The organism is Thiomonas sp., assembly GCF_054608695.1.
Genome location: NZ_JBTRXV010000064.1, coordinates 1 through 24,719, shown reverse-complemented (window position 1 = coordinate 24,719; position 24,719 = coordinate 1). Strand labels below are relative to the sequence as shown.

The 24,719-nt window shown below is 61.7% G+C and carries 30 protein-coding genes; 23 read left to right on the top strand and 7 right to left on the bottom strand.

Annotation, left to right across the window (positions count from 1 at the left end; all coding sequences use genetic code 11):
- Positions 1–50: 50 nt before the first annotated feature.
- On the bottom strand, positions 51–485 hold the full coding sequence (locus tag ACYCUK_RS17235; RefSeq protein ID WP_461595911.1) for a hypothetical protein: 435 nt from the start codon (positions 483–485) through the stop codon (positions 51–53).
- A gap of 410 nt (positions 486–895) precedes the next feature.
- Here ACYCUK_RS17235 and ACYCUK_RS17230 point away from each other — a divergent pair, with 410 nt between their 5' ends.
- From ACYCUK_RS17230 to ACYCUK_RS17205, 6 genes are all read left to right on the top strand, one after another.
- The gene (locus ACYCUK_RS17230; RefSeq protein ID WP_461595910.1) at positions 896–1,516 is read left to right on the top strand and encodes a hypothetical protein; all 621 of its coding nucleotides are present in this window, start codon (positions 896–898) and stop codon (positions 1,514–1,516) included.
- 57 nt (positions 1,517–1,573) lie between these two features.
- Entirely contained in the window at positions 1,574–2,113 is a 540-nt protein-coding gene (locus ACYCUK_RS17225; protein WP_461595909.1) for a sigma-70 family RNA polymerase sigma factor, read from the top strand.
- An 11-nt stretch (positions 2,114–2,124) separates the two neighbouring features.
- Positions 2,125–3,429 (top strand): DEAD/DEAH box helicase, encoded by a 1,305-nt coding sequence (locus ACYCUK_RS17220; protein ID WP_461595908.1) that lies wholly within the window; start codon positions 2,125–2,127, stop codon positions 3,427–3,429.
- 339 nt (positions 3,430–3,768) lie between these two features.
- Positions 3,769–4,014: a hypothetical protein gene (locus ACYCUK_RS17215; RefSeq protein ID WP_461595907.1), complete on the top strand. Its 246-nt coding sequence runs from the start codon at positions 3,769–3,771 to the stop codon at positions 4,012–4,014.
- Positions 4,015–4,028: 14 nt separating this feature from the next.
- Positions 4,029–4,199: a hypothetical protein gene (locus ACYCUK_RS17210; protein ID WP_461595906.1), complete on the top strand. Its 171-nt coding sequence runs from the start codon at positions 4,029–4,031 to the stop codon at positions 4,197–4,199.
- A gap of 69 nt (positions 4,200–4,268) precedes the next feature.
- On the top strand, positions 4,269–4,733 hold the full coding sequence (locus ACYCUK_RS17205) for a hypothetical protein (protein ID WP_461595905.1): 465 nt from the start codon (positions 4,269–4,271) through the stop codon (positions 4,731–4,733).
- Between the two features lie 50 nt (positions 4,734–4,783).
- Here ACYCUK_RS17205 and ACYCUK_RS17200 read toward each other — a convergent pair whose 3' ends face one another.
- Together ACYCUK_RS17200 and ACYCUK_RS17195 are read right to left on the bottom strand one after the other, a co-directional pair.
- The gene (locus tag ACYCUK_RS17200; RefSeq protein ID WP_461595904.1) at positions 4,784–6,883 is read right to left on the bottom strand and encodes a DNA polymerase; all 2,100 of its coding nucleotides are present in this window, start codon (positions 6,881–6,883) and stop codon (positions 4,784–4,786) included.
- A gap of 10 nt (positions 6,884–6,893) precedes the next feature.
- Complete coding sequence (locus tag ACYCUK_RS17195) at positions 6,894–7,613, bottom strand: hypothetical protein (protein WP_461595903.1); 720 nt, start codon at positions 7,611–7,613, stop codon at positions 6,894–6,896.
- Positions 7,614–7,776: 163 nt separating this feature from the next.
- Here ACYCUK_RS17195 and ACYCUK_RS17190 point away from each other — a divergent pair, with 163 nt between their 5' ends.
- From ACYCUK_RS17190 to ACYCUK_RS17110, 17 genes are all read left to right on the top strand, one after another.
- Positions 7,777–8,754, top strand: a complete 978-nt coding sequence (locus tag ACYCUK_RS17190) for a hypothetical protein (protein ID WP_461595902.1) — start codon at positions 7,777–7,779, stop codon at positions 8,752–8,754.
- 12 nt (positions 8,755–8,766) lie between these two features.
- Positions 8,767–10,716 carry a glycosyl hydrolase family 28-related protein gene (locus tag ACYCUK_RS17185; RefSeq protein ID WP_461595901.1) on the top strand — a complete coding sequence of 650 codons (1,950 nt, stop codon included), beginning with the start codon at positions 8,767–8,769 and terminating at the stop codon, positions 10,714–10,716.
- Between the two features lie 57 nt (positions 10,717–10,773).
- On the top strand, positions 10,774–11,160 hold the full coding sequence (locus tag ACYCUK_RS17180) for a hypothetical protein (protein WP_461595900.1): 387 nt from the start codon (positions 10,774–10,776) through the stop codon (positions 11,158–11,160).
- Between the two features lie 26 nt (positions 11,161–11,186).
- The gene (locus tag ACYCUK_RS17175; RefSeq protein WP_461595899.1) at positions 11,187–11,801 is read left to right on the top strand and encodes a hypothetical protein; all 615 of its coding nucleotides are present in this window, start codon (positions 11,187–11,189) and stop codon (positions 11,799–11,801) included.
- A 65-nt stretch (positions 11,802–11,866) separates the two neighbouring features.
- Positions 11,867–12,148 (top strand): hypothetical protein, encoded by a 282-nt coding sequence (locus ACYCUK_RS17170; protein WP_461595898.1) that lies wholly within the window; start codon positions 11,867–11,869, stop codon positions 12,146–12,148.
- Between the two features lie 22 nt (positions 12,149–12,170).
- Entirely contained in the window at positions 12,171–12,917 is a 747-nt protein-coding gene (locus tag ACYCUK_RS17165) for a hypothetical protein (RefSeq protein WP_461595897.1), read from the top strand.
- Positions 12,918–13,265: 348 nt separating this feature from the next.
- Positions 13,266–14,492, top strand: coding sequence for a hypothetical protein (locus tag ACYCUK_RS17160; protein WP_461595896.1), 1,227 nt, complete (start codon positions 13,266–13,268; stop codon positions 14,490–14,492).
- A gap of 94 nt (positions 14,493–14,586) precedes the next feature.
- Positions 14,587–14,799: a hypothetical protein gene (locus ACYCUK_RS17155; RefSeq protein ID WP_461595895.1), complete on the top strand. Its 213-nt coding sequence runs from the start codon at positions 14,587–14,589 to the stop codon at positions 14,797–14,799.
- Entirely contained in the window at positions 14,800–15,018 is a 219-nt protein-coding gene (locus ACYCUK_RS17150; protein ID WP_461595894.1) for a hypothetical protein, read from the top strand.
- A 464-nt stretch (positions 15,019–15,482) separates the two neighbouring features.
- On the top strand, positions 15,483–15,899 hold the full coding sequence (locus ACYCUK_RS17145; protein ID WP_461595893.1) for a hypothetical protein: 417 nt from the start codon (positions 15,483–15,485) through the stop codon (positions 15,897–15,899).
- Entirely contained in the window at positions 15,896–16,078 is a 183-nt protein-coding gene (locus ACYCUK_RS17140; protein WP_461595892.1) for a hypothetical protein, read from the top strand. The genes ACYCUK_RS17145 and ACYCUK_RS17140 overlap by 4 nt, the downstream gene beginning before the upstream one ends.
- Positions 16,079–16,882: 804 nt before the next feature.
- On the top strand, positions 16,883–17,875 hold the full coding sequence (locus ACYCUK_RS17135) for a hypothetical protein (protein WP_461595891.1): 993 nt from the start codon (positions 16,883–16,885) through the stop codon (positions 17,873–17,875).
- A 4-nt stretch (positions 17,876–17,879) separates the two neighbouring features.
- Entirely contained in the window at positions 17,880–18,098 is a 219-nt protein-coding gene (locus ACYCUK_RS17130; RefSeq protein WP_461595890.1) for a hypothetical protein, read from the top strand.
- A gap of 2 nt (positions 18,099–18,100) precedes the next feature.
- Complete coding sequence (locus ACYCUK_RS17125; RefSeq protein WP_461595889.1) at positions 18,101–18,970, top strand: lysozyme family protein; 870 nt, start codon at positions 18,101–18,103, stop codon at positions 18,968–18,970.
- Positions 18,967–20,454, top strand: coding sequence for a hypothetical protein (locus ACYCUK_RS17120; protein ID WP_461595888.1), 1,488 nt, complete (start codon positions 18,967–18,969; stop codon positions 20,452–20,454). The genes ACYCUK_RS17125 and ACYCUK_RS17120 overlap by 4 nt, the downstream gene beginning before the upstream one ends.
- A gap of 14 nt (positions 20,455–20,468) precedes the next feature.
- On the top strand, positions 20,469–20,720 hold the full coding sequence (locus ACYCUK_RS17115; protein WP_461595887.1) for a hypothetical protein: 252 nt from the start codon (positions 20,469–20,471) through the stop codon (positions 20,718–20,720).
- Positions 20,721–20,981: 261 nt separating this feature from the next.
- On the top strand, positions 20,982–21,758 hold the full coding sequence (locus ACYCUK_RS17110) for a glycoside hydrolase domain-containing protein (protein ID WP_461595886.1): 777 nt from the start codon (positions 20,982–20,984) through the stop codon (positions 21,756–21,758).
- A gap of 60 nt (positions 21,759–21,818) precedes the next feature.
- Here the strand turns inward: ACYCUK_RS17110 and ACYCUK_RS17105 are convergent, their stop codons facing one another.
- The 4 genes from ACYCUK_RS17105 to ACYCUK_RS17090 form a co-directional block, all read right to left on the bottom strand.
- Positions 21,819–22,136, bottom strand: coding sequence for a hypothetical protein (locus ACYCUK_RS17105; RefSeq protein ID WP_461595885.1), 318 nt, complete (start codon positions 22,134–22,136; stop codon positions 21,819–21,821).
- Between the two features lie 332 nt (positions 22,137–22,468).
- Entirely contained in the window at positions 22,469–23,530 is a 1,062-nt protein-coding gene (locus ACYCUK_RS17100) for a hypothetical protein (protein WP_461595884.1), read from the bottom strand.
- Positions 23,531–23,683: 153 nt separating this feature from the next.
- A complete protein-coding gene (locus ACYCUK_RS17095; protein ID WP_461595883.1) occupies positions 23,684–23,941 on the bottom strand; it encodes a hypothetical protein in 258 nt (85 codons plus the stop codon).
- A gap of 422 nt (positions 23,942–24,363) precedes the next feature.
- A complete protein-coding gene (locus ACYCUK_RS17090; RefSeq protein ID WP_461595882.1) occupies positions 24,364–24,600 on the bottom strand; it encodes a hypothetical protein in 237 nt (78 codons plus the stop codon).
- Positions 24,601–24,719 lie beyond the last annotated feature (119 nt).

The following is a 24,719-nucleotide window of genomic DNA, read 5'->3' as shown; positions in this document are numbered from 1 at the left end:
ACCCTCCCCCGGAAGGGGGAGGGCCGGGGGGAGGGGGGAGGGGAGGGTTCCTACTTTCTCTTATCCCATCCGAGGCGTCGGGCTCTGGCGGCCCGTTCCGAAGCGGCGCGTGCTCTGGCGGCTTCCTGGGCGTACCGTTTCCGGCGCGCCCGCCTCCGGGCCGCTGCCGATAGGACTTCGCGGTTCAGTTCCCGTTCCAACGCCTTTTCATCGGTGCGGGGTGTAAGCCCGCCAGGCTTGCGCTCGGCTTCCAACGCCAACCGTTCGGCGGCTTTCGCGGCGTTCCACTTCTCGTTCGCCGCTTGGGCCCAGGCTTCGTACAGGGCTTCGTCGCTCCTGGTAGCGGCATACGCGCCCCAGGCGCGGTCGGCGACCTCGGCCGCTTCCCGCGCCCGCACGTCGGCTTCTGCGACCGCGGCGGGCCGGCAGGCTTCCTTTACCTTGGCTAGGGCGCGGGCCGTTACCTGGGTCCAGGCTTCTTCCATGCGCGCTCCTCCTACCCTTGTGTGTCTTTCCAGGCACGCAACTCCTGGAGGACGTTCTGCCAGTGTAGCGCCAGTACGGTGTTGTATGTGTAGTTGTCGTTTCGCTCCTCGCTCGGGAGGGTATATTTCTCGTACCACCTGTCCAGGGCCGCCGCTACGTTGTGGGCTTTGACAGCTTGTACGTGTGACAGGTTTGGAGTTTCGGGGGAGGTGGGGAGTTCTTCCCAGTCGGTCGCGACTAAATCCTCGTGGATAAGGGTCTGGTTTGTGGGCCAGTTGAACTCGGGATAGAAGCCTCCTTGTCTTATGGCGAGGGACGGAACAAACTGGTCGCCGGTCCCAGGCGCGGGCGCGGCCGATTGCACAACCCACACGCGGCGGGCGTCCCCGGATCCCAAGCGAGGCGGGTCATGGGAGCGCCCGAAAGGATCTTTTGCAACGCTTGTGAGAAGTCCATTTTCTTCCTCCTTATAGGTTCGGAACGGTCGCTGGGTTTTGCCCCCCTTTCAGAACAAGTATACCCACACCCCTTGCGCGATGCAACGATGCTGTGTTATGTTCTTTCCAGGGAGGCGAACGGTATGGCAGAACCGGTAAGCGGGTATCCGGGGTCCGTGGTAAGCGGGTATCCCGAGGACTTGGGGGACGGCGCGCCCTTGACGGACGAGCAGAAGGCAGATACGGCCTTCGCCCTTGCCCAGAACGCGATCTATGGAACTCAGCCGAAAGCCCCGGAGCAGAACTCCGAGTCGCCTGCCCAAGATGACGGCCCCCACCTTGACACCCTGGAAGCCAAATTGTGGGAGCTTTACATTGTGTTGGCCAAGGCGCAACGGGTCGGGTGGAACATCCGGGGGTACGTATCCGGTGCTCAGTACACGCTGGATCCGGTAGACTCATCGGCGTTGGACAACAAGTCCCTGTTGCAAGTCTTGGATTTTTTGCTAGCTGGGGGATTCGAGAACTTGACAATGTTGCAAGACTTGGAACGGGTCCTCTGCGTCCGGCGAGTGGTGTTCGTCCTGAAGTAGCTCCCCAACTAAGGGCGCCCCTCTGGGGAGAGGTGCGGCGCGGAAGGAGTGGTCCTAATGGCGCCCACAGAACTGTTCCACGCGAACACGAAGCTGGTCCCGTTCATCGTACGGCGTTACAGGAGCGCGTGTGAGAGTCGCCAAGACTGGGAAGACATGATGCAGTGGGGGTTCTTGGGTCTGTGGAAGGCCGCTTCGGGGGGATTCGACGAGCGCAAGGGCGCGTTCACGACGTACGCCTGCCGAGCTATTTCCAACGAATGCAAGATGTTCATTCGTAGGAATGAGGTTGTGCAGCGTCTGGAGGTTGTGTCGTTGGATGCGGTGCCTTCTGAAGGGAACGCTTCCGCTCCCAAAGTGCCCTATGTGGACCGCTTGGCCGCCCCCCATCGGGACCCGGACTTCGTGATGGACTTCGAAGCGGCGTTTCGGGGGTTGCCGGCCAACCAGCGCAGGCTTCTGACGGCCAACTACATGGGCTATCGGAACACTGAACTACGGCACGTGGCGGGCTCTACTTCCCGGTGCGTAAACAAGGTCCATGTGTCGCGTGTGAAGCAAGCTGCGCAGCGGGCCATGCGGGCGGCCATGCAATGAAAGCCCTTAGCATGGGCATACCGGACGAACCCGACGCGACCTTCTCCCCTTATCAGGAGGAGGGTGCTCGGTTCCTGGCCCGGCGCAAGAAAGCCATTTGCGCGGACGCGCTGGGGCTTGGCAAGACGGCTACCCTGATCCGGGTCGCGAATCTGCTGCGGCCCGCGTCCGTGCTGGTGGTGTGCCCCAAGTCCCTGGTGGCGCAGTGGGAACGCGAGGTGCGGCGGTTCTCCACGGACCCCTTGGCGTACAGGGTAGTGAACTTCGAGCGGGTTCTGAACGAGGAACCAGCGGTTATGCTGGTGGTGGACGAGTCCACCTTCGTGAAGAATCCCAAGGCGCTGCGTACGCAGAATGTGGTGGCGAAGGCTATCGAAGCGGAGTTCTGCTACTTCTTGACCGCGACCCCGGTGCGGAATAACCAGTCGGATTTGTTTGTGCCCCTCTATGTTATCTACCCGGAGACGCTGCGTACGGCTCATACGGGGGACGAGGCCACGGACTTGGTGCGGAGTTACTATAGATTTTTAGATCGTTTTTTCGTCGTGTACCGGAACCCCATGTTCAACGGCGCCATGCAGATCAAGGGTGTGAAGGGCGCGGCGGAAGCGGTCTTCGCGGCCATGGTCAACGGATGCCTACTCAGCCGCACGCAGGAGTTGTTAGGGTTGCCTCCTCTGGAGAAGAAGCTGGTGGCGGTGGACTGGGGGGCGGGCCAGGAACGGACCTACCAGGACGCCTTGGAGGGGGTGTTGCGCAAGACGGAGGAAGACGAATCCATCCCAAACGTCTTGGCACAAATGACGCGGCTCCGGCAGTGCGCGCTGGATCCCGGCCTATGCGGGGCCGAGGGGGAAAGTGGGAAGACTCGGTGGTTGGTGGAGCACCTGTCCCAAGATACCCGGCCGGCGCTCATCTTCAGCAACTTCGCCGAGTATTGCAAGCGGTTGGGAATGGGCGGGTCCGTAGCGGTGTTGACGGGCGACATGGCGGCGAAGGAGCGGGACTTCGAGGTGCGCCAGTTTATGGAAGGGCGGACGGACATCTTCGTGATTTCGGCGCAGGCAGGTGGGTATGGGCTGAACCTGCAGCGGGCCCAGCAGGTGATATGGACGGACCTACCTTGGACCCCCGACGTGTGGGAGCAGGGGACGGGCCGGGCATACCGCAGGGGGCAGGAACACCCGGTTACGGAGTGGGTGCTGGGCCATCCGAACAGCATCGACGGCAAGCTGCTGCGGGTCCTGAGGCGCAAGGGCAAGGTTGCGACGGCCACCCTGGCGATGAAGGCGGTGTTGAAGGAACTGAGGGGGTAGGGCGAATGTTCGTCCTGGGCTTTTGGATCGGGGGCGCGTTTGGGTTCGGGCTGGCTTGGCTTATCGCGGCCGGGCGGTGGGGAGAGGAATAACGTGCAGAGATGGTCGGGATGGGAAGACGTGGTATTTTGGGTATTCTTCTGGGTGGAAACGGTGTGGTGGGTGTGTCTCATGGCAGGGCTGTGCTATGACAAGGTGTGGTGGGGGTGGGTGGTGCCCAGGATGAAGAACCTCTCCCCCCCAAGACTGGGAAGCCCTATACGAAGCGAAGGTCGTGTCCCCGCCGCTGCTCGTGGCCTTGGAGGCTTACTTGAAGGAGCTTAGGAAGAGGGGATAGCGATGATGCGGGTACTATCGACCCTCACGGACCAGGAGTGGGCCGCGCTCCTCGAAGCGGAGATCCTGGATCGGGCGCTGCTGCGGAACCCGCGCGCGTTTACCAAGGAGGAGACCTTGGACATCGTGCGGGGTTTGCTGGCCTTGCAGATCAAGATCGCGGACGCGCATCGTGAAGCCTTGGGGAATGAGTTGGAAGAAGACTGGGAGTTCTCTTACCTGACCGGCAATATCGTGCTTGATTCCTGAAGGGAGGTGAAGCGGTGGATGCCGACGCCCAGGAGGCTACTGCCCCCAAGGAATATGTGGTGCTGACGGCCAAGGTGCCAGTCCACATTTGGGCCCGATGGAAGGAGGTGATGCGGCGCGAGGGCAGGCGCCACAACGAGGTCCTGTTGACGCTCATCGAGGACTACCTGAAGCGGAACTACTAGGGGGATTTTACAGTGGCAGATGAGTTGGCAGTTCGTAGCGGCGACGACGAAGACTCCTTGTCTTGGCTCATGCCGGAAGCGACCGAGCAGGGCCGTGCGGCGTACGTGTTCACGGTTCCTTCGCCGGACGTGAACGACCGGGAGGCCGTCCTGGATTACGCGGGCCAGGTGTCCCTGTACACGAGCGGCGCGGACTACCGAGTCGGTGACTGCATCAACCAGCGGATCAACCTCCGGCACGTCTTCGCCCACAAGGTGTACCTGAAGTCCGAGGAATCCGACGAGTTCGGCCGTGAGGTTCGTACGCCGGCGGATCGCATCGTGCTCATCGACGAAGAGGGGGCGACGTATGAATGCGTCTCCCGCGGCATCTTCGCCAGCCTCGTCATGCTGTTCCAGTTGCCGGGCATCGGGCACCCGACCACCTGGAAGGAACCGCTTCCCGTCACCATTCGCCAGATCGCCGGCAAGGTGAACCGCATCTTCAAGATCGAGGTTTGGCGCGACAAGCCCGCCAAAGCCGCCAAGAAGTAGGCTGTGAGCGGGACGGGCCGGGGAACATTCCCCGGCCCTTTCCTTTGCCCCTAATCGTTGTCCTCTTCAATGGCGTCCATCAGCAAAGCCTCTTCGTCGTCGTATGCGGAGTCCTTCGCGGGTTTGTAGGGGGCGGACTCCCGCATGCGCGTCTCCCCAAGCATCCCCACCTCGCCGGTGTCGGTATCCGCTTGCCAGGGCGCCATCCAGTGCAGGCCGTGCGCCGGGGGGATCGTGCCCGACAACACATACCCCATCCGTTTGCTGTACCCGTTCAGGGGCAGGTGGTCGAGGGTTTTGGTCAGTGGAATGAACTCGTTGCGGCGCGCGGCATACTTTTTCGATGCCAGCGCCATCCCGATTCCGACGAAGCGTCGGTTGGTGTTCTTCAGGAGTGGGATCGCTCCGGGGTTCGTCAGGGACTCTTCCCAAGCGGCGATGAGTTTCGCGTAGTCGAAGTGCTCGCCTTCGTCATGGGAGAAGCCTCGGGACTTGTACTCCTTGGGCCTCGTGTTGCCGTCGGCGTCGTAGGATTGGTACAGGCCGGCCCCGCAGATATCCACAGACACGTCGTCTTCCTCATAGGACCACTGACCCAGCCCGGGGCCGGTGTCCAGGGCCAGCGGCACGCACGACCATACGGAATCAGTCATTACCAGGGCGACCTGCCCGCCGGCAAGCGCTATGGCATCGTTCAGCATGCCGCGACAGTGGGCCGTGATATACCCGGCCCAGGCGTAACACTGATACGGGGGCAACCGGTAGTCGGCCGTGCCCGGAGTCCCGAACCCCTTGCGCTGTGCCAGGATGCCGTATAGGGAGTTCAGGGCGAGCTTCAAGGGGATGTTCGCCGGATCGTTCGCGGCTTTGAGTTCCAATCGAAGCGCGGCATCGCGGCGGATAGGGTCCCGGAAGGGGTAGGTCCGCTCACCGTCCGTGTGGTAGTAGGCGGAGACGTGTACCGCGTTGGGGAAGCGGCGCATAGCCGCTTTGACCTCGACTCCCCAATACCACCCTTTGCCGCGGGGCGGGTACTTGATCGAGCCGTCCTTTTCGCGGTACGGCAGAGGGCCCCACATGAACGGCCCCTGTCGCTCGGTCACGGCCCAGTCCACCTGCACGAGGTCGAAGTCGTCGGGGTCCTTCCAAGGGCCCCTACACAGCCGCCACGAGAGATTCGCCAGTGAGGGGACGTTGCATAGGGCGTACGGGTACGCCGAGTTGATGTCGTAGTGCCAGGTGCGGCTCAGGTGCCCCCAGGCGGCATCCTCGATGCGGCCCCCGAAGTAGGCCTGGGCAACCGGGTCGATCATGTCCGCCGGCAACGGCGCTATGTGGGGACGGAGGTTATTCTGCTTCATCCAGGCCTTGGCAATCGCGCCGGGCCCGTACCACCGGTCACACTTCATGCCCGCTCGAACCACAGCCTGACGGAACTTGTCCATCGTGTGGGACAGGAGCACGCATTCCGCCAGGTTGTATTCCGCCAAGTCTTCCATGGACCAGCGGTCGAAGTTTTCGCGTTCAGCCTTCCCACGCGCTATGATGGGGGGCACCTCGTCGGGCACCCAATCCTTGACCACCTTCTCAAACTTGGACTGGAAAAAGGAGAACACGTCGTAGCTGGTGAAACTTCTCCCTGTCGCGTTGTGGATAACGGAAAATATCTTGCGGGGGATATAGAGGATTTTATATCCTTTCCACAGCATTTCTTTAGTGTCGTGCAGGGCTTCCAAGGTGCCAAAGTCGCCCAGCAGGTCTACTTCGGACAGAATCATCGACACGTCATAGCCGAAGCTGAACCAGATATTCACGCAGTGGGGGTGCGAATGGCTCAGGAGGAAGTCCAGGCATTCTTTGGTGCGCAGGCCGGCCCGGTTGGCGATGGATTCCCCGAGGTTATTGGCCAGGAGGGTGTACCTGGCGTTTTCGCCCTCGCCATCCCAGGCGACGAACGACTGGTGGAGGGTGGACTTGTGGGGGCGTTTGGGGGCTTTGGCACCTGCACGAGGCTTGCCCGCCTTGCACTTGGGGCAGTAGGCTTGGTACTCCGCCCGTAACACGAAGACGGCGCCGCAGTTGACACAAATGCTCGTGTCCCCCAGGGGACTCGCGTCCCAGTCAGACACCATCGAGTCTATAAGATTCATCGAGCGCCTCCTAATAACCGAACCAGTCTACGGCGTATTTGCCAAGTCCTAGCGTAAACCACCACTTCAACATGGCGCGTCGGTTCTCGGGGGTTGGGTCGGCCATCCACTCCAGCATGGCGGGCACTAAGAACTTGTTCAGCACCGATTCATACGAGGTGGCACCTCGTCGATCCTGGGAAGACCACAGGGGGCGGGCGTATTTCTCCCACGGCACGGGCTCTCCTTGTGCATTCTTCTTCGTACGCTTCATCCGTTTAGCGGCGGCCATGACCCGCTGCTTGAAGTCTTCGATGGCGTTGTCCACGGCGCGAGCAGAGGCATTCACTTGCCGGCCCGAAAGCATCGCCTCGTCCCGCAGGTATTCCTCGACGGCGGGGGACTTCCCCATGGCCCCTGGGGCTAGGGTAGGGTTGCCGTTCAGGATGGCTTCGTCCACCCATACTTTGCCGTAACGGGAAAAAAGGATTTGTAAGTTTCTTTTTGCTTCCTCGGGGTTGTGACGTGTATATCGGGTAGCTTTGATGGTATCCAGGTGTTCTTGGTATAGCCGAAGGGTACGCCGGGGGTCGGACGCATTGGAAAAATACCCGGTACCAGTCTGCCAGTTCGCGACTTGGCGGGGGGTGGTGCCAAACAGCTTGGCAACGTCACGGGGGCCGAGTGCCCGCACGAGGCCGCGAATGCGTTGTGCTTGGAGGGGGGTTATCGGTGTCCGCTTCGCCGCCAAGGCTTCCCTCCTGCCAGAGGGGGTCGGGACGAAGGATAGTGGCAGCTACCCATCGTCCCTCCTCGGACCCCCGTCTACTATACGCCCGTGCCCCAGGCAATGTCTACCTTCGTGTGCATTGCGCCATCGTAGCAATATGGAAACACTTTGTTACATTGGAAACATGTGGATTCTTATGTCCCTGCTGGATATGATGGATGAAAGAGGGGGCATTCCGTTGGCAGATGAAGCTTCCCAGGTGGCGGTGGCGGTTCAATCCATGGCGACCCGGCTTGACAAGCTGCTGGTTGCCTTTGAGCGTGTCAACGGCACGAACGCGTTCCAGGAGCAGTCGTTCCAGCTACGGCCGACCGCGCCTACGGTGCTGCAAATGCCGGAGGGGGCGGGAGGTTTCCTGCTCTACCCAACGCTGGGGCAGGACCTTACCGCCGTGACGATCGAAGTGGGGGGCATCGCACACTCCTATCCCACAGGGTCAACGGCGATCATCTTCGTGCCCGTTCCTCCGCCATTGCGCACGGCAACTTTGCAATCTACGGTGAATATGCCTGTGACGATTCAGACGGTTTCTGCTGCGTATGCGGCGGTGCTGTCACCATACGTCAGGAATAATCCCACCGAGCTAGTCAATGTGGTGAACCCCGCCGATGCTCCTGCGCAAGTTTCTTTTACCAATAGCAACTTCCAGGTACGCATTACCGATTCGGGCGGCAGCGGATTGAATGCCCTTGGATCGGCTGTGGGATATTCGGCGGACTCTGTAGGTCGTTCCCTAATGACTACCTCGCCTATCCTCGTCGCGTCAGCGGCCGCCGGTTCCAACGTGGCCGCCATCGCGGCCACTTCATGGGGCAATGTGTTGACGGTTGATTTTGCCGCCGGCAGTGGTACTCGCGCCGTCCTACGTGCGGGGGCTACGTTGGGGGCGGCCATCGCGGCCCAGACTGGCGCGTGGCGTATTACGCAAGCGGGCACTACGGTACGCGAGTTCTTGGTACTCGCTGGGACTACGGTAGAAGCGACGATTGACTTGGGGATGATTGCTACGTCTTCTGCGGTAACGATGAATCTAGATTGGTACAACACGGCGTCTACGGCCCTGGCCATTGGGGCGGTTCAGGCTTGGTGGGCGTACCTGTAAGGGGGTAGACGAGTGGGCAAGTACACCAATCCGCTTTACCTGTCTGGCACCCGAGCCAACCGGCCGGCGCCGGGCGTCCAGGGGCGGACGTACTACCAGACAGACACGGGCGACGTTCTGACCGACGAAGGATATCGGTGGAACGCGAACCCGTCGAAGAATGGGTTGTTCTCCATCCAGGCCACCGGCCCGCTGGGGCTGCCGGTGGATGTACAGAGAGATTTCGGCGCTGTCGGGGATGGAGTGACGGACGATACGGAGGCACTAATCTCCGCGTTTTCTAATGGAGGGGTAATATACCTCCCCCCAGGAACCTATTTGGTCGCTTCGCCTTTGATCGTGCCTAATAACACCATGATATATGGTGCGGGGCGTGGGTTGTCTACCATCCAAGCCGCAGACTCTTTCGTCGGATCTTCGGTAGTGATGAGTGTAGGGGACGTATCTAATCTAACTATCAGAGATATGTCTATTGACGCTAACAACCAATCTACCGAAGGAATCAAGTGCCCCTATATTTCTGCGGGCACAACGGACGTTACAATCCGTTCTTGTAGTGTGTATAACACAGGGGGGTCTAATAACAACGGTATAGATGTGGTTGAGGTGAGTGCCCGCGTAAATATTCTAGAATGTTATTTGGCGGGGTGCAGTGGGCCGGGGGTACAAATAAGCGAACCAACAGATTGCCAGGTGTCGGGATGTACGTTTTCTGGCAACATGCTTTCGGCATCGGGCGGCTTAGGCGTATATGGAGATATTTCCATTTCGTATACGTGGCTGCGTATGGCGGTAACGGATTGCATCTTCTATAATAGTGGTATTCATAATAGCGGAGCTTCTTTCATCCTGGCGGCCTTATCCGGGGGGCCGGGGTTGGCACAATCCCTAGTGATTACGGGTTGTATGGGGGACACTTGCGGAGGTCACGGGATATTGGTGATGGCGGATGCGGCCGCAGGCGATGTTATCTTCGATACCACCATAAGCGGGTGCGTAGTACACAATGCCGGGGCGGCGAATGCAGCGGGAGACGGGGTTTATCTTTGGTCAGACGCAGGAACTATTACCAATGCAGAAGTCGTGGGTTGCAGTTCTTATCACTCGGCCGGCTATGGTTACGAGGTACAAGGAGTCGGTATCGCCTTGGCCGATTGCGTGGCATATGGCTCAGCAGACCCAGGATTTTGGATAAGTTGCAGCGGATTCTCTATTAGCGGATGTTCCTCAACCAATAGCTCGGGTGCATTAGGGTATGACTTGCACAACTGTGTGGATGGGGTGGTGTCAGGCTGCGCCGCTGTGGGTAACGACTGGGGGGGGATTCGTCTTGCAAACTGCCAGCGGGTCGGTGTAATCGGGTGCACTGCCAACGGAAATGGGGTAGGGTCAACTGCCGGAGCTTCTACACAAGAGAACTCGGGGATTGTGCTAGAAGCTACGTGCGCCCATTGCACTATATCGGGGAATACTACGATGAATCAATCTCGGGTAAGTGGTAGTACCAACATTACGGCGGGCATTCGGCTTTACGGGGCGACGTATTGCCTCGTAGAAGGCAATCTGTGTTCGGACGACCAATCCACACTTACGCAGCAATATGGCATTTATGAAGACAACGGGGGCAACTTCAATACGATTCGTAATAATGACGTAAGGGGTAATCTTAGCGGGCCGCTTGCCGGGGTAGGCGCAGATACCATAGTGGAGCAGAACGTAGGATATAACCCGGTAGGGGCCTTGTCAATCGCAGTTCCTGCTTCGGGCACGGCCGTTGCTGCATGTGGATATGCCCGTACCTTTTATGTTACGGCCGCTTCGGGGGGTTGTACCATGCAACTCGAAGGGGGTCCTTCGATTCTTATCCCCGCTAGTGGTTTGGGGGCGGTAAGAGTCCCTGCAGGAGCGGCCGTAACACCTACCTACACGACCGCACCGTCGTGGGTGGTCGAAGGGGAATAGCCGCCGTAGCATGACACGCATTTGTATTGGGGGCTCACGCCTTGGAGGATGATAACGATGGCCGAGGTACGGACGGAGGAGCAGAAGCTGGCCTCGGAGACGGCAGCGGAACGGACGGAGGCTTTGCCAGTCTCCTCAGACGCACTAAGCTCGCCGGAGGCCTTGCTGAAGTCGGAGACGGCGAAGGTGGAACTCCAGAGGCTGGAGCTTCGGCAGGTGGGGGACCTTCTGGAGGCGTTGGACCGGAGCTACGACCAGAAGCTGAAGGAACTGGACAAAAGGATCCAGTCCCAGGACAACCTGATCAAGCAACTCCTCCAGTTGCACAAGATGCTGATGGAGGACGTGGAGGCGCAGTTCGAGATTCTGAAGGTCTTCCAGTCGGAACTGGTGGTCCTGGAGGAAGTTCGCGGCGAGGGCACGCTGCCGGCGGCGAAGCAGTAGCGGACCCGGACGATGAGTTCCTGCACGTGCTGCACGAGACAAGCGCCCGCCTCCCGAAGGACCCGGCGCCCGAGCCCGAAGCGGCCCTGGTGTTTGGCCGATTGCAGGAGCAGCGGGCCGCCGCCGCCCCCAAGCCGGCGGCCAAGGTCCCAGGCAAGAAGGCGGCCGCCGGCAAGGGCCCTGCCCCGCAGGCACCGGACCCGACGGGCGCCCTGTCGCGTGAAGAACAGGAAGTCTTCTGTTTCGCGTTGATGGAGCTATCGGACATGGCGTACCAGGGGCTATGGCACCTGGGGTTGGACACGGACGCGGACATTCCCGATCGGGAGGGGTATCCAGGCCTGCCGATCTGGCACATGGATGAATCGGAAGCCCAGAAGGTCTGCGGTTCGTTCATGGTGCTGGGTAAGCACCGGCCCGAGGTGTTCAAGGCGATGCGGGCGATCAACGCGGCGCATAGTCACTTGCAGGCCGGTCTGATCGTCGGGTCCCGCTTCTTCGAGACCGGTATTCGCCTGTTCGAGACCGGCATCAACTTCCGCCTCAGCAAGACCGCCTGGACCCAATCGGTGAAACGAATGGAGGATGCGGCGTGGCAGACGGGGCAGACGGGTCCGGCGAAGTCCAAGTTCGCGATCTAGGGGAGCTTCGGTCGGCGCTGATGCTGTCCGTGTTGAACGCGGCCACGGGCGGCCTGGTGTCGGTCATGGAACTGCCCGAGATGGACGGTCTCAAGGGCATTGCCAACGCGGCCTGCAAGACGCTGATGGCCACCATGGCCATGCAGGGCATGTTCAGCACCCCAGAGGCGAAGGCACTCTACAGGGACCCCAAGACGCCTGCCACGACCCGGTTCTTCCGACTCGGGACCATGTTCGTGCAGCAGTTGCTGGCGGTCCCGGAGTTTCACAGTACCTTCGGCCCGGTGATTGATGAGCAGCTATTGCAACTCAAAAAGGAGCTTGACTTTTTCTTCAATGAATCCTAGTGGGGGCCAGACACCAATCTACTTGGACCAGCATGCCCTGTTTGTCGGCGCGACAGGCGGCGGCAAAAGCACGCGCATGGTCAAGGAACTGGCTTGGCGGTTGGGGAAGGTGCGGACGGTGTCCCCGGCCCTCTACAAGGTGATTCTGATTGACACGAAGCCCGTGTCCTTCGGTCAACAGGACGACGAAGGGCACTATGGCTTCACGGGTGGGACGATCTTCCGGGACCACCGGACCTTTGACTTCTCGACCTCCCAGTCGCAGCTTCTGATCTACCGCCCGCTACCGGCCCTGATCAACCCGACTGAGTTCGACGCCTTTTTTACGAAGCTCTTGACGTACCGGACGAAGGATAAGGACGGGAACCTTACCCCAATGGCCATGACTGTAATCGTCGATGAGTTGATCGACATTATCAGCAGTGGGGAGAAGCGCGTCCAGTTCATTCAAGCCTTCACGAAGTTCCTGGTGCAGGGGCGTTCGGCGCTGCAGACGCTGTGGATTCTGACCCAGTATCCGGTCTACATCGAAGCCAGCATCAAAAGGAATGTGCGAGCGAACTTCGTCTTCGACTTGCCGGACGAAAGCGACCGCAAGAAGATGGCGGGGGTTCTAGGGTACAAACTGGTGGAAAAGAAGCTCCCGTTCCGGTGGGGGTTCTGGTATCAGAACGCGGACATTGATTCAACCCGGTCAACCCCGTTGCTGTTCAGCGGGGAACCGACCCGGACGCGGGAGGGGGGACGGCGTGCCTTACAAGCTGTGTAGGGGGCGTTTGTGGGCGGTGAACCCCCCGCAGAAGCGGCCGGTCGAGGGGCTACAGCGGCAGGGCATGACGCGGGTCCAGGCGATTTGGTGGGTGCTCCGATCCACGATCATCCTTGGGGGAGGGGAGGCCAGATACCAACACTATCGCGAGGAACTGGCGGAACTTCTGAAGGGGGGTGGTGAAACTTGAAGGAAGCGGGGAAGTTCCTTCTCTGGTCCTTGGCACTCGTGATGGTGGTGTTGTATCTGATGCCCATCGTCCGGGAGGTGAACGTCAACATCCTGAACTTCCTGCATCTCGACAGGGCCGCTAAGTATGTCAACAGCGCGTAAAGGAGGCTTCAAGGAATGGGCGGTGTTTCGGCTTCCCAAGCGGAGCAGCAGAAGCTGGCCGCTATCGAGATGCAGAACTCGGCGGTTTTGCTGAAGACCCAGTGGCAGTGGGCGCAAATGGCGAACGACCTGGCCTCCACGGCTTCGCCGGCGTACGCTACCAGCACCGCGTATCGGTTCACGCTCGCGAATAGCTCGGCGTTCGTCAAGATGATCCGCGTCTGGATCCGCGGCCTCCAGATCGATAACGCTTCGGCCGGGACGGCGGGGACCCCGAACCGCAATGGGTTCTTCAACCTGCTCGGACAGTTCACGGTGCGGCTGGGCAACCATATCTACTCGGTCCCGTCGGGCGCCATCCCGCTGCTGTGGCAGACGTTCAGCCGTAACGGCCGGCTGGCGGACTACCGGGGCCGGCAATCGTTCGGGTACTCCAGCACCCTCTCCAACTTCCCGACGACGGTCGCGGTTTCGAGCAACGCGACGTACACCGGGTATGTCGATGTTCCACTGGCGCTTCTGGAGAAGGTCGGGGACGCGGACGGCGTGGCGCCGACACTTTCCAACACCGGCCTCCAGGTGTCGTTCACGACCCCGGACGCGCTGCAGGGCGCGGACGCGCTGTTGTACCCGTTCCAGACCGGCGGCACGTTGACCGTGGACGGCACCAACTCCGGCGCCATCACCGTGTGGGCGCTCATCGCCCGCCAAATCACCGTGTCGGATACCGGGTCCCTGCCCCCGTTCGTGGTGGGGCCGGCTTTCATCTTCGAGGACGTGCCCCTCACGTTCCAGCAGGCGACGACCTTCTACCCGTTCCAGGGGCAGCAGGCGAACTTGGTGCTCCTCAAGAGCATCCTGGTCATCGACAGCCCCGGCGAACTGGCGGGGGAGTTCTCGGACCCCAAGAACCTCCAGGATATCTCGCTCATGTACGACGCGAACACGCCCGTGGTCGAGTCGCGGGAAGCCGAGAATCCCAACATCGGCACGGTGGGCCCGACCAACTTCCTGGTGGACCAGGGCAAGGCCATCGGCGACCAGCCCCCAGGCGTCTACGTCTTCGACTTCTCGCGCGGCACCAACGCCGACTACCCGAACAGCACGGAGTATGCGGATCTCCAGAAGTTCTCTCGGATGGGGGTCCGACTGAAGTATGCGGTCGCGCCCCAAGCCGGCGCGCAACTGCACTTGCTCAACGTCTACCTGCGTCCGAACTTCTACGAGGCCACCGTGTCCTAAGCGCCCCAGAAGGAGGTGGAGTTCCTTGGCGGCAGCGCAGTGGGCGATGCGACAGCCCGGAGGGGCCGTCCCGTATTCAGCGGACCAGGTGGCCATGGAGGAGGCCAAGTCCGCGAAGACCGAAGTCGTGTACACGGACGCGGGCCAGACCCCGCCCAACACGGCGGGCAAGCCCAGCATCAAGGTGTTCACGGTCGCGCTCCAGGTCTGGTTGACCATCGTGGTCGGCCTCTGGGTGGCGTACTGGCTTTTCGCGAAGTCGGTGCGAGAACGCGCGGAAGTCAAGGTGTCGGTGGAGGCGGCATAGATGCTGGGTAAGCTGCACCATCTTGGGCCCGCGCCCCTGTTCCTAGCCTACCTTGTGCTGATCCTCATGGCGTACCTCCTGTTCGTCAACGCCAACGAGCCGAGCATCATGGCCGGGCGAAGGGAACTCCTCGAACGAGACAACGCGGACCTGAGGAAGGAGACGGTCCGTCTACGGGCCCTGGCGGAAGGATTGAAGCAGGGAGGGAACGAGCAGTGACTTCGCGGCACTGGGTTGGGGCGGTTGTGCTGGTCATCGTCGGATTCGTTATCGGGATGTACTACGGCAAGGGGGCTATCAAGCTGCCGTGAGAAACATCATGGGGGCCGTCTTGTTCCTGATGGGGCTGCTCCTCATCTACCTGACGGCCTTCGGCAAAGTGGCGGACTTCCTGGCCGCGTTTACAGCCCCGAATCTCCTGCAGGGGGGTTAGAGCAATGGCTAAGAAGCGGGGGGCCGATCTCACTAAGATAGGTGCCGCTCTGGACGAAGGCATCGCGGCCTTAGACGAGCCGGCGTCCCCGCACAGCCTCTACCTGCCTACCTCGCCCGAAGGGCAGGAGTATGACTCTGCCGCCGCATACGACTGGACCGTGGCCAGACACAACGGAACGGCCGCGAATCCGTCCAGGGACTTCGGCCAGCTATCCGACTCCAGGGCGCTTTGGGGCAAGGCCGCTCACTTGGCCAAGGTCAAGTGGTGGGCCGCGCAGCAGAACCGCCGCAAGGGCATGGCCCGGCCGGAAGATATCCCGGTCCAAGACCTGCGGGCCGCGGACGCGGGCATCCCGGGCCCGAAACCCCTTGTCCCACCGCCCGCCGGCCAAAGCCCGGCTCGGCCGAGGACGCAGACCCTCGGCCCCCGAGCCCGGGGCGCGAAGGTGGTGGGACCGACCCTGCTGGAGCGGCTTGGGAATACGGGACGCAAGGCCGGCCTTGATTTGGGAAGCCCCTCCGGCCGGGTGATGACCGCCGTTACCATGTTCGGGATCTTGCTTCTGCTCATGGTGATTCTGGTGCCGACCGGGCCAAATGGAACGGGCCTGACCCGCTGGCAGTGGGCGGGGAACGTGCTGACAGGAAGGGCGGCGATGGCATGACACCCGCGGGCGCGCGCTTCACGACCCTGGGCATCGTCGCCTTGGTGTTTATCACGCTCCTGCTCGCGGCCGGCGTGGCGACGGGCAAGTTCGTCCTGTACGTGTTGGCCGTGTTGATCCTGTTGGTGCTTCTGGTGCAGTACCGGCGCGCGTCCCAAGTCTTCTTTGTGGGAGGGTAACACATGCGGGATTGGGGAGTTTTGACTTGGGTCGGGCTTCTGATCCTGGTCCTGGTCCTTTTGATCTACTACCAGGGCGCGGTGGCGCTTGGGAAGCAGGCCACGTCGAGCTTCGGCAGCACGGTCCAGGCGTTGACGGGTCAAAGCCCTGTGACCGGTAAGCCGGTCGGGTACGCGGCCGCGGCATAGGTTGCCAAGGAGGTGGGCACTGTGAAGACGCAATCGCCCACTAGCCTGGGGGTGTACGGGGGGACCCTGGGGAATCCCCCCCGGGGCCCCCTATCCCCCGGCTGGGAAGGATTGCATCCGACGATCCACGCCGCGTTTTTCAACATCCAGAACCGATTCTCGTGGGCGGCCGAGTTCGTCTACCAGCACGCGCGCGGTGTCGCCCCGAACCTGGCCCCGATCGGACTCGGGTTCCGTGGACGCGCCCAGACCACCACGACCCCCGAAGCCCAGGGGCAACACGCTTCGCGTGGCACGGCGCCCACATTCGGGGCCAAATGGTTGGGATCTTAGATGGACAAAGACGCAGACGTGGCGGTTCTGCAGAGTCAAATCGCAGAACTTGGGCGGTGGAGGGAGGCGTTCGCGGGAATGATCTCCCACCAACTGGAAGAACTGGACCACAAGGTGAACACGGCCCTGCAAGGGCGGCCCACATGGACGGTCACGGTCCTGCTGACTTTCCTTTCCAGTCTAGCGGTGGGGCTCATTGTGAAGCAATTCTTGCCGTAAAGGGGGTGAAGCGGGTTGGCGGAAGAAGAACAGGACGCGCCCCCGTCCGATCTCGCGGCGCTTTTGGAACGTGAACGGGACCAGGAATCCACTGGCAAGAACCCCGACGTGCAAGAGCAGACCGCCAGCTTCTGGGCGCGGAACCGAAACTACATCCTGGTGGGCGGAGGCGTGCTCATCGTCGGCCTCGTCGTGCTCATGCTGATGCGGGGGCGCGTCGGGACGCAGGCGCCGGCCGGGGTATCCGTGACGAGCGCGTCCCCTACGGCGGCCGAGGGTAGCACAGGAACGGTGACTGGATCCTCGTCGGCCGGCCACACCTCGGCGTCCTACATGGCTCAGGTGACGGCCGCCCTGAAGGGGCAGCAGGCCCAGAGCGCCAAGTTCCAAAAGGGCGTCCTGGCCCAGGAGACCGCGTTCCAGTCGGCGATCAACGCCGCGAACCAGAAGACCGGCATGACCCTCCTGTCGCAGGAGAAGTCCACGGCCGCGGCGTTGGCCTCTCAGCAACAGCAGCAGGCCGCTGCCGCGTCGTCGCAACAGGCGGCCTTCCAATCGTCCATCCTGTCGCAACAGACGGCCCTGCGCCGCTCCGTGGCGTCTCAGAACGCACAGCTTGCATCGGCTGTGTCGTCCTTGGGCACGAGCTTCGGGCAGCAGCAACGGGCGATGGCCGCTTCGCAGAACCAGTTCGAGTCCACGGTCCTGGCCAACCAGTCCGCGGCCACGACTGCGCTATCGCAGCAGGTGGCGGCCCTGCGGTCGTCCGGCCCCGCGCCCACTACGTCTGCCCAGACGTACATGGCGGCCAAGACGCAGGCCGCGAACCCCGCCTCCGAGGGGAGTCCCGTTTCCAGCGGCGGGTTTTCCAGTGCCGCATCCAGGTTGCATGGGCTGTCGGTGGCGTATTTCGCCTACTCGGCCGCCCATCCGGGCGCCACGCTGCAGAACAACACCTACCTGCAGAGCCTGCACGCTACGGCCCAAGGCATCCGGTCCCAGTATCCCGGCGCGGGCCCGTCCGGAGGATACACAGCCGCGCAACTAGGAGGATGAGCACATGACCAACGAACAATGGCTCTTGCTACTGCATAAGAAGCAGTTCATTACCGCGGTGTTCGGTGTCGCGGCCGCGGTGTTCTCGGTTTTCGACCCGCACCTTCCGTCGTCTGTGTTGCCGGCGGTGGAAGGTGTGCTCATTACGCTGATAGCGGCATTCGGGTACCAGGCCGGCCAGCACGCCAAGGCCACGGAAGCGACCACCACGAAGGCGGGGTAAAGATGAGCGGGGGAGTCGGCGCGGTCTTCAGACAGGAAGGAGTCCCGGGCCCTATCTGGCGTAGCATTGGCTACGTCGAATCGGGTCTGAACCCGTCCAAGGTCAACCGCGCCGACCCCTACGGCGGGTCCTGGGGCATGTTCCAAGAAAACCTTGGCGGCCAAGGGCGGGCATATCGCAACAACCCCTCGGCCCTGTTGAATCCCGTGCTCAACGCGCAGCTTGCGGCGCCCGCCATGCGGGCGGGGTATCTCCAAGGCAAGGCACTGGGGTTCCGCGGCAATGCCCTGGCCGAATATACCGCGACCCACTCAGGCCACCCAGGTACGGCGCCCGCCGGCAGCATCCTACCCCCCAAGTCCTGGAGCTCGTACGCGCTCTTCAAGAAGGAGGCTAACGCGGTGGGGGCCGCATATTCCACGGCATGGCTTCGCAAACTCATCCCGATTATCACCGAAGGTTCCCCAAGTTCACGTACCCCCAGCTTCGGGGGGGTCGGGGTCGGGCGCAACGGGTATGTCACCGCTACCGGGGGCGGCGTCTTCAACGGCCAGACCTCCCCCACCGCCCCCGGCAGCGGTTACATCAAAGTGAACCCCCAATCAGGCTCCATGACTACCCACGGGGCGTACAACAACCCTACCATCACCGGGACCACGTGGGCGGTCATGCTTCAACACCTCCACACCCTGGACACGGGTTCATTCAACCTCCTAAACCCCGTGAAAGCCGCCAAGACGGACGTGGGGGCCCTTCTGTATAAGGGGGTCCTGTTCGTGCTGGCCCTGGGGCTGGTGTTCATCGGCGCGTCTATGGCGCTGGGAGTTACCGCCAGCGACGTAACCTCCCTGGCCAAGGGGCTGGCGCTATGACGCCCCAACAAGGCAACGCGATCCTCCAGATACCTGCGGGGGAATCAACAGGCCGGCGCGTGTTCGACACCGGGTTTACACCCACCACCGTTATCGTCTACAACACCACCCAAGGTACGTTGTACCTCTACCAGGGGTCTTCCTCTAACGAACAGCCCCTGTCATCAGCGCGTACGATCCCGCCCGGCGCATATCTACCACTAAGGTTCTCTCAGTCTCTACAAAGTTTTACCATGTGGTGGAAGTTTGACACCGCACCGGCTTCCGCCCTACAGGTTGTTATTGACTGGACGACGGAGACGCTTTCCATGGCCGGCGTCGTGCCCCAGGTGACGGGCAACATGACCTTTACGAATAGCACCATCGACGTGGGGACCGTGGGGAGCATCACGAGCGGGACGGTAACTTTCACGAATACCAAGATCGACGTCGGAACCGTAGGGACCATCACTGGTGGAACGGTGACTTTCACGAATACCAAGATCGACGTCGGGACCGTAGGGACCATCACTGGTGGAACGGTGACGTTCACGAATACCAAGATCGACGTCGGGACCGTAGGGACCATCACCGGAAACGTCACAGTAGAGTTCCCGGCCGCTCAGGATGTCGTTCTCAACGATAACGCACCTATCACCCTGGCCGCCCAGGATGTACAGGTCGGGACGACCAACCTCGCCATAGGCCCCCCTCTCGACATCACGCTAGCCATTGCGGCGGCGGGCGATTCGCAGACGGCCACATTGACCTGTGGGGCGGGGTTCACCGGGCATTACGACGGTTTTTATCTACGGATCAACAGCCCTTCTAATCAAGTGCCCAACTTGAAAATAGTGGTCAACGGCGTAGGGCTTGGAGAGTATGGTCTACTGACCGCGGCACTCGACACTGCCATAACCTGGAGGACATATAATAACACCATCGGGTTTTCCAATGTAATCCCCATCGACCCTTCGGCCGTGTTCGACCAAATAGACGTGACCATAACTAATACCGCCCAGGCCGATACAGAAACACTCACTTTCCAGGTTTATGGCCGGTTCGCCAGTTCAGTAGTCGTCAATCCTTCTTCCGACCCTGCCCAGATGCAACCGGCCAGCGGATCTTTCGATACGTCTGTCGGATTCAACGTAACTTTCCAACCGGGAGTATCAGGTAACTATTCGGCGCCCATTACCCTTGTAAACAGTGGTTCTTATATAGTCGAGTTGTGGCTATACATAAACAATGGATCTGGAGACGCCATCAGCGTAGACCTACAGAATGGCACTTCCACCGACTACACTTCTACACTCGGATATGCGTTATCCGCTGGGCAAGTTATGAACACGTTCAAGGCTGCGTCCTGGGTAGATGGGGTAAGCAATCTAGGTATTGTAGTAGCGGCGGCCACGTTCGCGTCAACAGCCAATGATATAAATATCGCTGGATACGCGGTGCTGCGCTCCTCAACACCCAGGCCCCAGACTAGCCTAATCGCTTAGGAGGATAATGGCCAATGTCTACCGAGTATTGGATCGTATCCACCCCCACCGGGAAACATGCTTTCAAAGGACTGGCCATTGCGCAGGCTTGGATGGCCGCCCATGTCTCTTCCGGCCCCTGGCAGATATCAAAAGTTACAATGACCGAACAAGTGTGGGATTCTGACATGAGCGGAACTCGCACCATGACGGCAACCATGCCTGTAAAAACCTGGGTCCAGCGCGGGTTGGTGGGCGGTGGGGTCCCGGTGTTGCATAACGAGTAGATTTCTTTTGTTCTTCGGTGGTATACTACTGTACGGAGGAGGTGGCAGACTCTTGCAGGACACCGATCCGAACCTGGAAGTACCACGGATTTCCGTTTCCATGAAACGGTCCGGCATCCTGGTCCAGATCGTCCCAATGCCAACGGACATGGCCACGTTGGCGGCCTGTCTCAGGTGGGCAAGTGCTCATCTCAGCTTAGTAGCGGAAGCGTCTGAGTCGGTTGGGAAGCGTGCGCAAGTGTGCCCGTGGGAGGAAGAAGAGTGAAAGTCGGACTGGATACCGCCGAAGAAGTTACTGCTTTCTTCTTGGCCACCGCAACGTCTTGGCTAGGACAGAAGCCCGATTTCGTGGGACGCTACCTGGGCACCGGAGGGGGGGCCGCTACGCCGCTCACCCAGCGTGAAGCATTGTTCATCCGCTCCCAGGGGGTCGCCATCCTGCCCATCTACAACGATTCCCCCCTGAACGGGGGCGCGGCGGGCACGGAAGGCATGGGTCGCCAGGACGCCCTGAAAGCTTGCGCGTGGGCTGGTAATCTGGGCGTCCCAACCGGGACCGTGCTGGCATGCGACATCGAAGCACGCGCCCCCGTGAACGCCGCGTGGATGGTCGGTTGGGCCGACGCGATGCGAGCGTCCGTTTATTGGAAGTCCGGGTTGCTGTACGGGACGAACCACCTCAACGTGCTCCTCAACGCCATGCCCACAACCAGGGCGTTAGAAAACCTCTTCACGTGGGTTGCGCAGTACGACACCGGGGGAGAGGACTATCGCAACGCCCTCAACCTCCGCTTACAGCGACCCTCCCCCTTCTCTTCGTTTCAGACGAGGGCTTGGCAGTTCGCGCGCGACGTATTCAGCCTGAAAGCCGACCAAGACCTGGCCGATGACACTTTGTTCGACGCCATGTGGCACGGCACGCCCGTGACGGTAGCGGGCACGGTCTCCACGGCCGGACCGCCCACGAACGTGACCTCTGCCCTGGCCAAGGTCCAGGCGGCCATGGACCTGCTGGTCGAAGCCAAAGGCCTCCTGTAGCACAAACGAAAGGGCCGGGGAAAGATCCCCGGCCCTTCTCGTGGGGGTTGTGTTGGGGCCCTACTTCTTAGGCACCACCGCCAACCCTGGGGCCCCGTCCTTTTTGCTGTAAGCGACCGCGACGTGCTCGGCCAGGGCCGACCCGTCCTCCAACTTGACCTTGGCCAAGTACTTCAGCAAGTACGCGCGCGCGGCCGCCAACTTGCCGGCCACCGCCTTCGCATCCCCCTCCCCGTCCGCCACCAAGCCGTTGACGAAGACGTGGCCTCCCTGCCGGAGCTTTCCCAGCTCCTCCACGACGAGGACCCATTCGTGCTTCCACGAATGGTTGCTGCGCGGATGCACAATCTCCGCGCCCTGCGTCGCTACCTGTTGCACACCCAATCCGATCACCCCTTCCGCTACATTATACTATGAGACTTGGGAAGTTTCCACCCAGGTTCCGAAGAACTGCCACGGTAACGGTAATTCGGGACGGTAGCTCGGCGCGCTTCAGGACCGCCATGGAGAGACCCCCTATCTCAGAACTCTCAACGCGAACACGAAGCACCCGCCGGCCGCCACGTCGCCCGGCCACCATGGCCAGCCCCCGCGCGTCGTTACGCCCAGGAGCAGGATGCCGATTCCCAAGGTCGCGTACGCCAACCCCGCCTTCGTCATGGTTCCACCCCCTGGGGCAGGTCCCCCTGCCCCCGCCTTCGTCGGGATCCTCAGGCGTTGGGCTTCTGGAGGGGCATGGCCCAAGCCCGGCCGGAGGACCCCTCCTGGGTAATCTGGAAGAGCTTGTCCTCGGTCGTGAAGCACCACGTCACGGGGCCGCGGCCCTTCAACGCGGCCAGGAGCTTTGACACGAGGTCCCCGTTGACCGCGATTTCGGGCACGGCGCCCGAATAGCCCGCCAGCGGGATCATCGCCCGGAACTCCTTGGTGGAAAGCTCCAAGGCCGATTGGCTCCGCGTGATGTTAACGGCGTAAGGCATCTCCTGCCCCAACACAGCCGTCTTCAACGCCAACAACAGTTCCTTCCCGTCCACCGTGACTTCCCCGGCCCAGGTCTTGGGCACGAGTTCGAGGATGGAGAAGTACTTCCCCTCCAGGCGCTTCACCGAGAGCAACCGCGTCGGCCCCACGAAACGCACGTGGGTCGGGGTGTTGTACATGTAGGTGGGGTTTACCCCCGCGATCGCCTTGGCGGCTGTGGCCGGGAGGACGATGTCGCCTTCGATGCCCTCTACGCCGTGCGGCGCCTGTATGGCGCCCCAGCCGTCTGAGGCGACCGCGCCTGCCGCACAGAGGCAGACGCCCTGCAGGAGGGCCCGAGGGGACTTGGGATCCGCGGCAACCGCCGCCATGGAGAACGCCCCCGGAACGCTGCCGGCCGGGTACTCGTCTCCCTCCCCATACCAATCCACGGAGGGCCACGAGTAGTCGAGCAACGACTCCCCCGGTATACGCCGGGTGCTCCCGCCGTCCACCAGCGTCAGGGACCCGGAGGGGGGTTCCGGGTCCAGTTCCACCACCAACTCGGCGCCCTTGGACGCCTTCAGGGCGTCCAGTAACGCCTTCTTCGGCACGGCGACCGAGGCGTCGTCCCCCGGTACCGTGCAAGGGAGGTGCGCCTCCGCGACGTCTTCCGCGTTGGTGCCCAGAACAACCAGGTGCCCATCGCGGCCAACGGCCAGGCGGATGCACCCGAACAGCGGGCGGGACGAGCGGTTCGGGGTCGTGAGCCCGACCCAAGTAACCTGGGCCAGCAACTCCTTGCGGTCCACGGTAACTCGTTCCATAGTCTGCCACCTCCTGGAATCTACGGGCCTCCCCGGAGGCTGTCGCCCCCGGACGCTGCCGGCCTATTGGCCTCCCCGCCTACGTAGGCGGGCCCGCCGGCACGGGGAGGAGACGATCAGCCGCTGCCGGGCGGTGGATTAGGCATCTTCGGCAGCTAGTGCGGCCTGTAACTCCTTCAAAGCAGCAATTCTTCGGGCCCGCACCGATACCCGTGCTGCCGCGGCCTCGGCAATCTCCGCTTCCGCCCTCTCCACCAAGTGTTCCGCCTCGTTCTTTGCTGTGTCCACGATCGCCGTGGCCGCGGCTTCTGCATTTGTCAGGATATCGTCCGCAACATTGTGTGCCACGGTCACCATCGCCTCCGCCATGGCTCGCACCGCTTCGATCTCCGTCATCTTCGCCACCCCCATCAATCTTCGGGCCTCCCCAGGGGCCGGTGCCCCTGGACGCTGCCGGCCTATTGGCCTCGGTCCGCGTGGACCCCCGCCGGCACGTGGTAGCGGCGTAGCAACCGGGCCCGGATCTGGGGACGGATACCCTCCTCCAGGTCCGCCCCCCACACCGTGGGGAACATGACGCGACGCGCCAACAGACATCCCACCACGGCCGGGACAACCCGAGTGTGTGCAGTAGCGATGAACCCCCCCTCCCAGACCCAGTTCCAGAGCCGGTAGCGGCGGCCCACCGCGAACCGGCGCACCTCGCCCTCCCGCCCGTCCATGGGAATCACGTAGTCCGCGTAGCGATGAACCCGCGCACCTGCCGTCAAGGGGCCCACGACCAACATATCCAACCGGTATCCCTCCCCAGCGGATCCCTATGCCGGCGGAAAGTTGCGGATCATCGCGGCGTTTGTACGCTCGCAAGCGCGGCGGGCGGCTACAAGGTCGGCGTATGCTTGGTCCGCGCATTCTTCCAGCATTTGGTACAGTTTTAGCAAGCCATGCTGCTTCGCCATTTTGGCGGTTAGGCAGCAATCGGTGTGCAGGTCGGCTACGGCGGTAAAGTGGGTCCACGCTTGGCGGTCCGCTTCCAGGGCATCTTCTCGTGTCATCCGGCATCCCTCCCCACGCCTTCTCCATGACCATACACTAACACACCCTCCCGAGGAACGCAATAGGCAAAACCCAAAACCCAAAACCGCCCCGCCGGCCGGCCCTCCCCCGTCCCGGG

What these genes read in the sequence shown, in the direction of transcription:
- ACYCUK_RS17115 (WP_461595887.1), top strand. Translation starts at nt 20,469, where the DNA reads ATGTCTACCGAGTATTGGATCGTATCCACCCCCACCGGGAAACATGCT.
- ACYCUK_RS17235 (WP_461595911.1), bottom strand. Translation starts at nt 485, where the DNA reads ATGGAAGAAGCCTGGACCCAGGTAACGGCCCGCGCCCTAGCCAAGGTA.
- ACYCUK_RS17090 (WP_461595882.1), bottom strand. Translation starts at nt 24,600, where the DNA reads ATGACACGAGAAGATGCCCTGGAAGCGGACCGCCAAGCGTGGACCCAC.
- ACYCUK_RS17140 (WP_461595892.1), top strand. Translation starts at nt 15,896, where the DNA reads ATGACACCCGCGGGCGCGCGCTTCACGACCCTGGGCATCGTCGCCTTG.
- ACYCUK_RS17200 (WP_461595904.1), bottom strand. Translation starts at nt 6,883, where the DNA reads ATGAATCTTATAGACTCGATGGTGTCTGACTGGGACGCGAGTCCCCTG.
- ACYCUK_RS17230 (WP_461595910.1), top strand. Translation starts at nt 896, where the DNA reads ATGGGAGCGCCCGAAAGGATCTTTTGCAACGCTTGTGAGAAGTCCATT.
- ACYCUK_RS17190 (WP_461595902.1), top strand. Translation starts at nt 7,777, where the DNA reads ATGTGGATTCTTATGTCCCTGCTGGATATGATGGATGAAAGAGGGGGC.
- ACYCUK_RS17120 (WP_461595888.1), top strand. Translation starts at nt 18,967, where the DNA reads ATGACGCCCCAACAAGGCAACGCGATCCTCCAGATACCTGCGGGGGAA.
- ACYCUK_RS17130 (WP_461595890.1), top strand. Translation starts at nt 17,880, where the DNA reads ATGACCAACGAACAATGGCTCTTGCTACTGCATAAGAAGCAGTTCATT.
- ACYCUK_RS17150 (WP_461595894.1), top strand. Translation starts at nt 14,800, where the DNA reads ATGCTGGGTAAGCTGCACCATCTTGGGCCCGCGCCCCTGTTCCTAGCC.
- ACYCUK_RS17215 (WP_461595907.1), top strand. Translation starts at nt 3,769, where the DNA reads ATGATGCGGGTACTATCGACCCTCACGGACCAGGAGTGGGCCGCGCTC.
- ACYCUK_RS17155 (WP_461595895.1), top strand. Translation starts at nt 14,587, where the DNA reads ATGGAGGAGGCCAAGTCCGCGAAGACCGAAGTCGTGTACACGGACGCG.
- ACYCUK_RS17125 (WP_461595889.1), top strand. Translation starts at nt 18,101, where the DNA reads ATGAGCGGGGGAGTCGGCGCGGTCTTCAGACAGGAAGGAGTCCCGGGC.
- ACYCUK_RS17205 (WP_461595905.1), top strand. Translation starts at nt 4,269, where the DNA reads ATGCCGGAAGCGACCGAGCAGGGCCGTGCGGCGTACGTGTTCACGGTT.
- ACYCUK_RS17160 (WP_461595896.1), top strand. Translation starts at nt 13,266, where the DNA reads ATGGGCGGTGTTTCGGCTTCCCAAGCGGAGCAGCAGAAGCTGGCCGCT.
- ACYCUK_RS17180 (WP_461595900.1), top strand. Translation starts at nt 10,774, where the DNA reads ATGGCCGAGGTACGGACGGAGGAGCAGAAGCTGGCCTCGGAGACGGCA.
- ACYCUK_RS17220 (WP_461595908.1), top strand. Translation starts at nt 2,125, where the DNA reads ATGGGCATACCGGACGAACCCGACGCGACCTTCTCCCCTTATCAGGAG.
- ACYCUK_RS17225 (WP_461595909.1), top strand. Translation starts at nt 1,574, where the DNA reads ATGGCGCCCACAGAACTGTTCCACGCGAACACGAAGCTGGTCCCGTTC.
- ACYCUK_RS17170 (WP_461595898.1), top strand. Translation starts at nt 11,867, where the DNA reads ATGGAACTGCCCGAGATGGACGGTCTCAAGGGCATTGCCAACGCGGCC.
- ACYCUK_RS17095 (WP_461595883.1), bottom strand. Translation starts at nt 23,941, where the DNA reads ATGACGGAGATCGAAGCGGTGCGAGCCATGGCGGAGGCGATGGTGACC.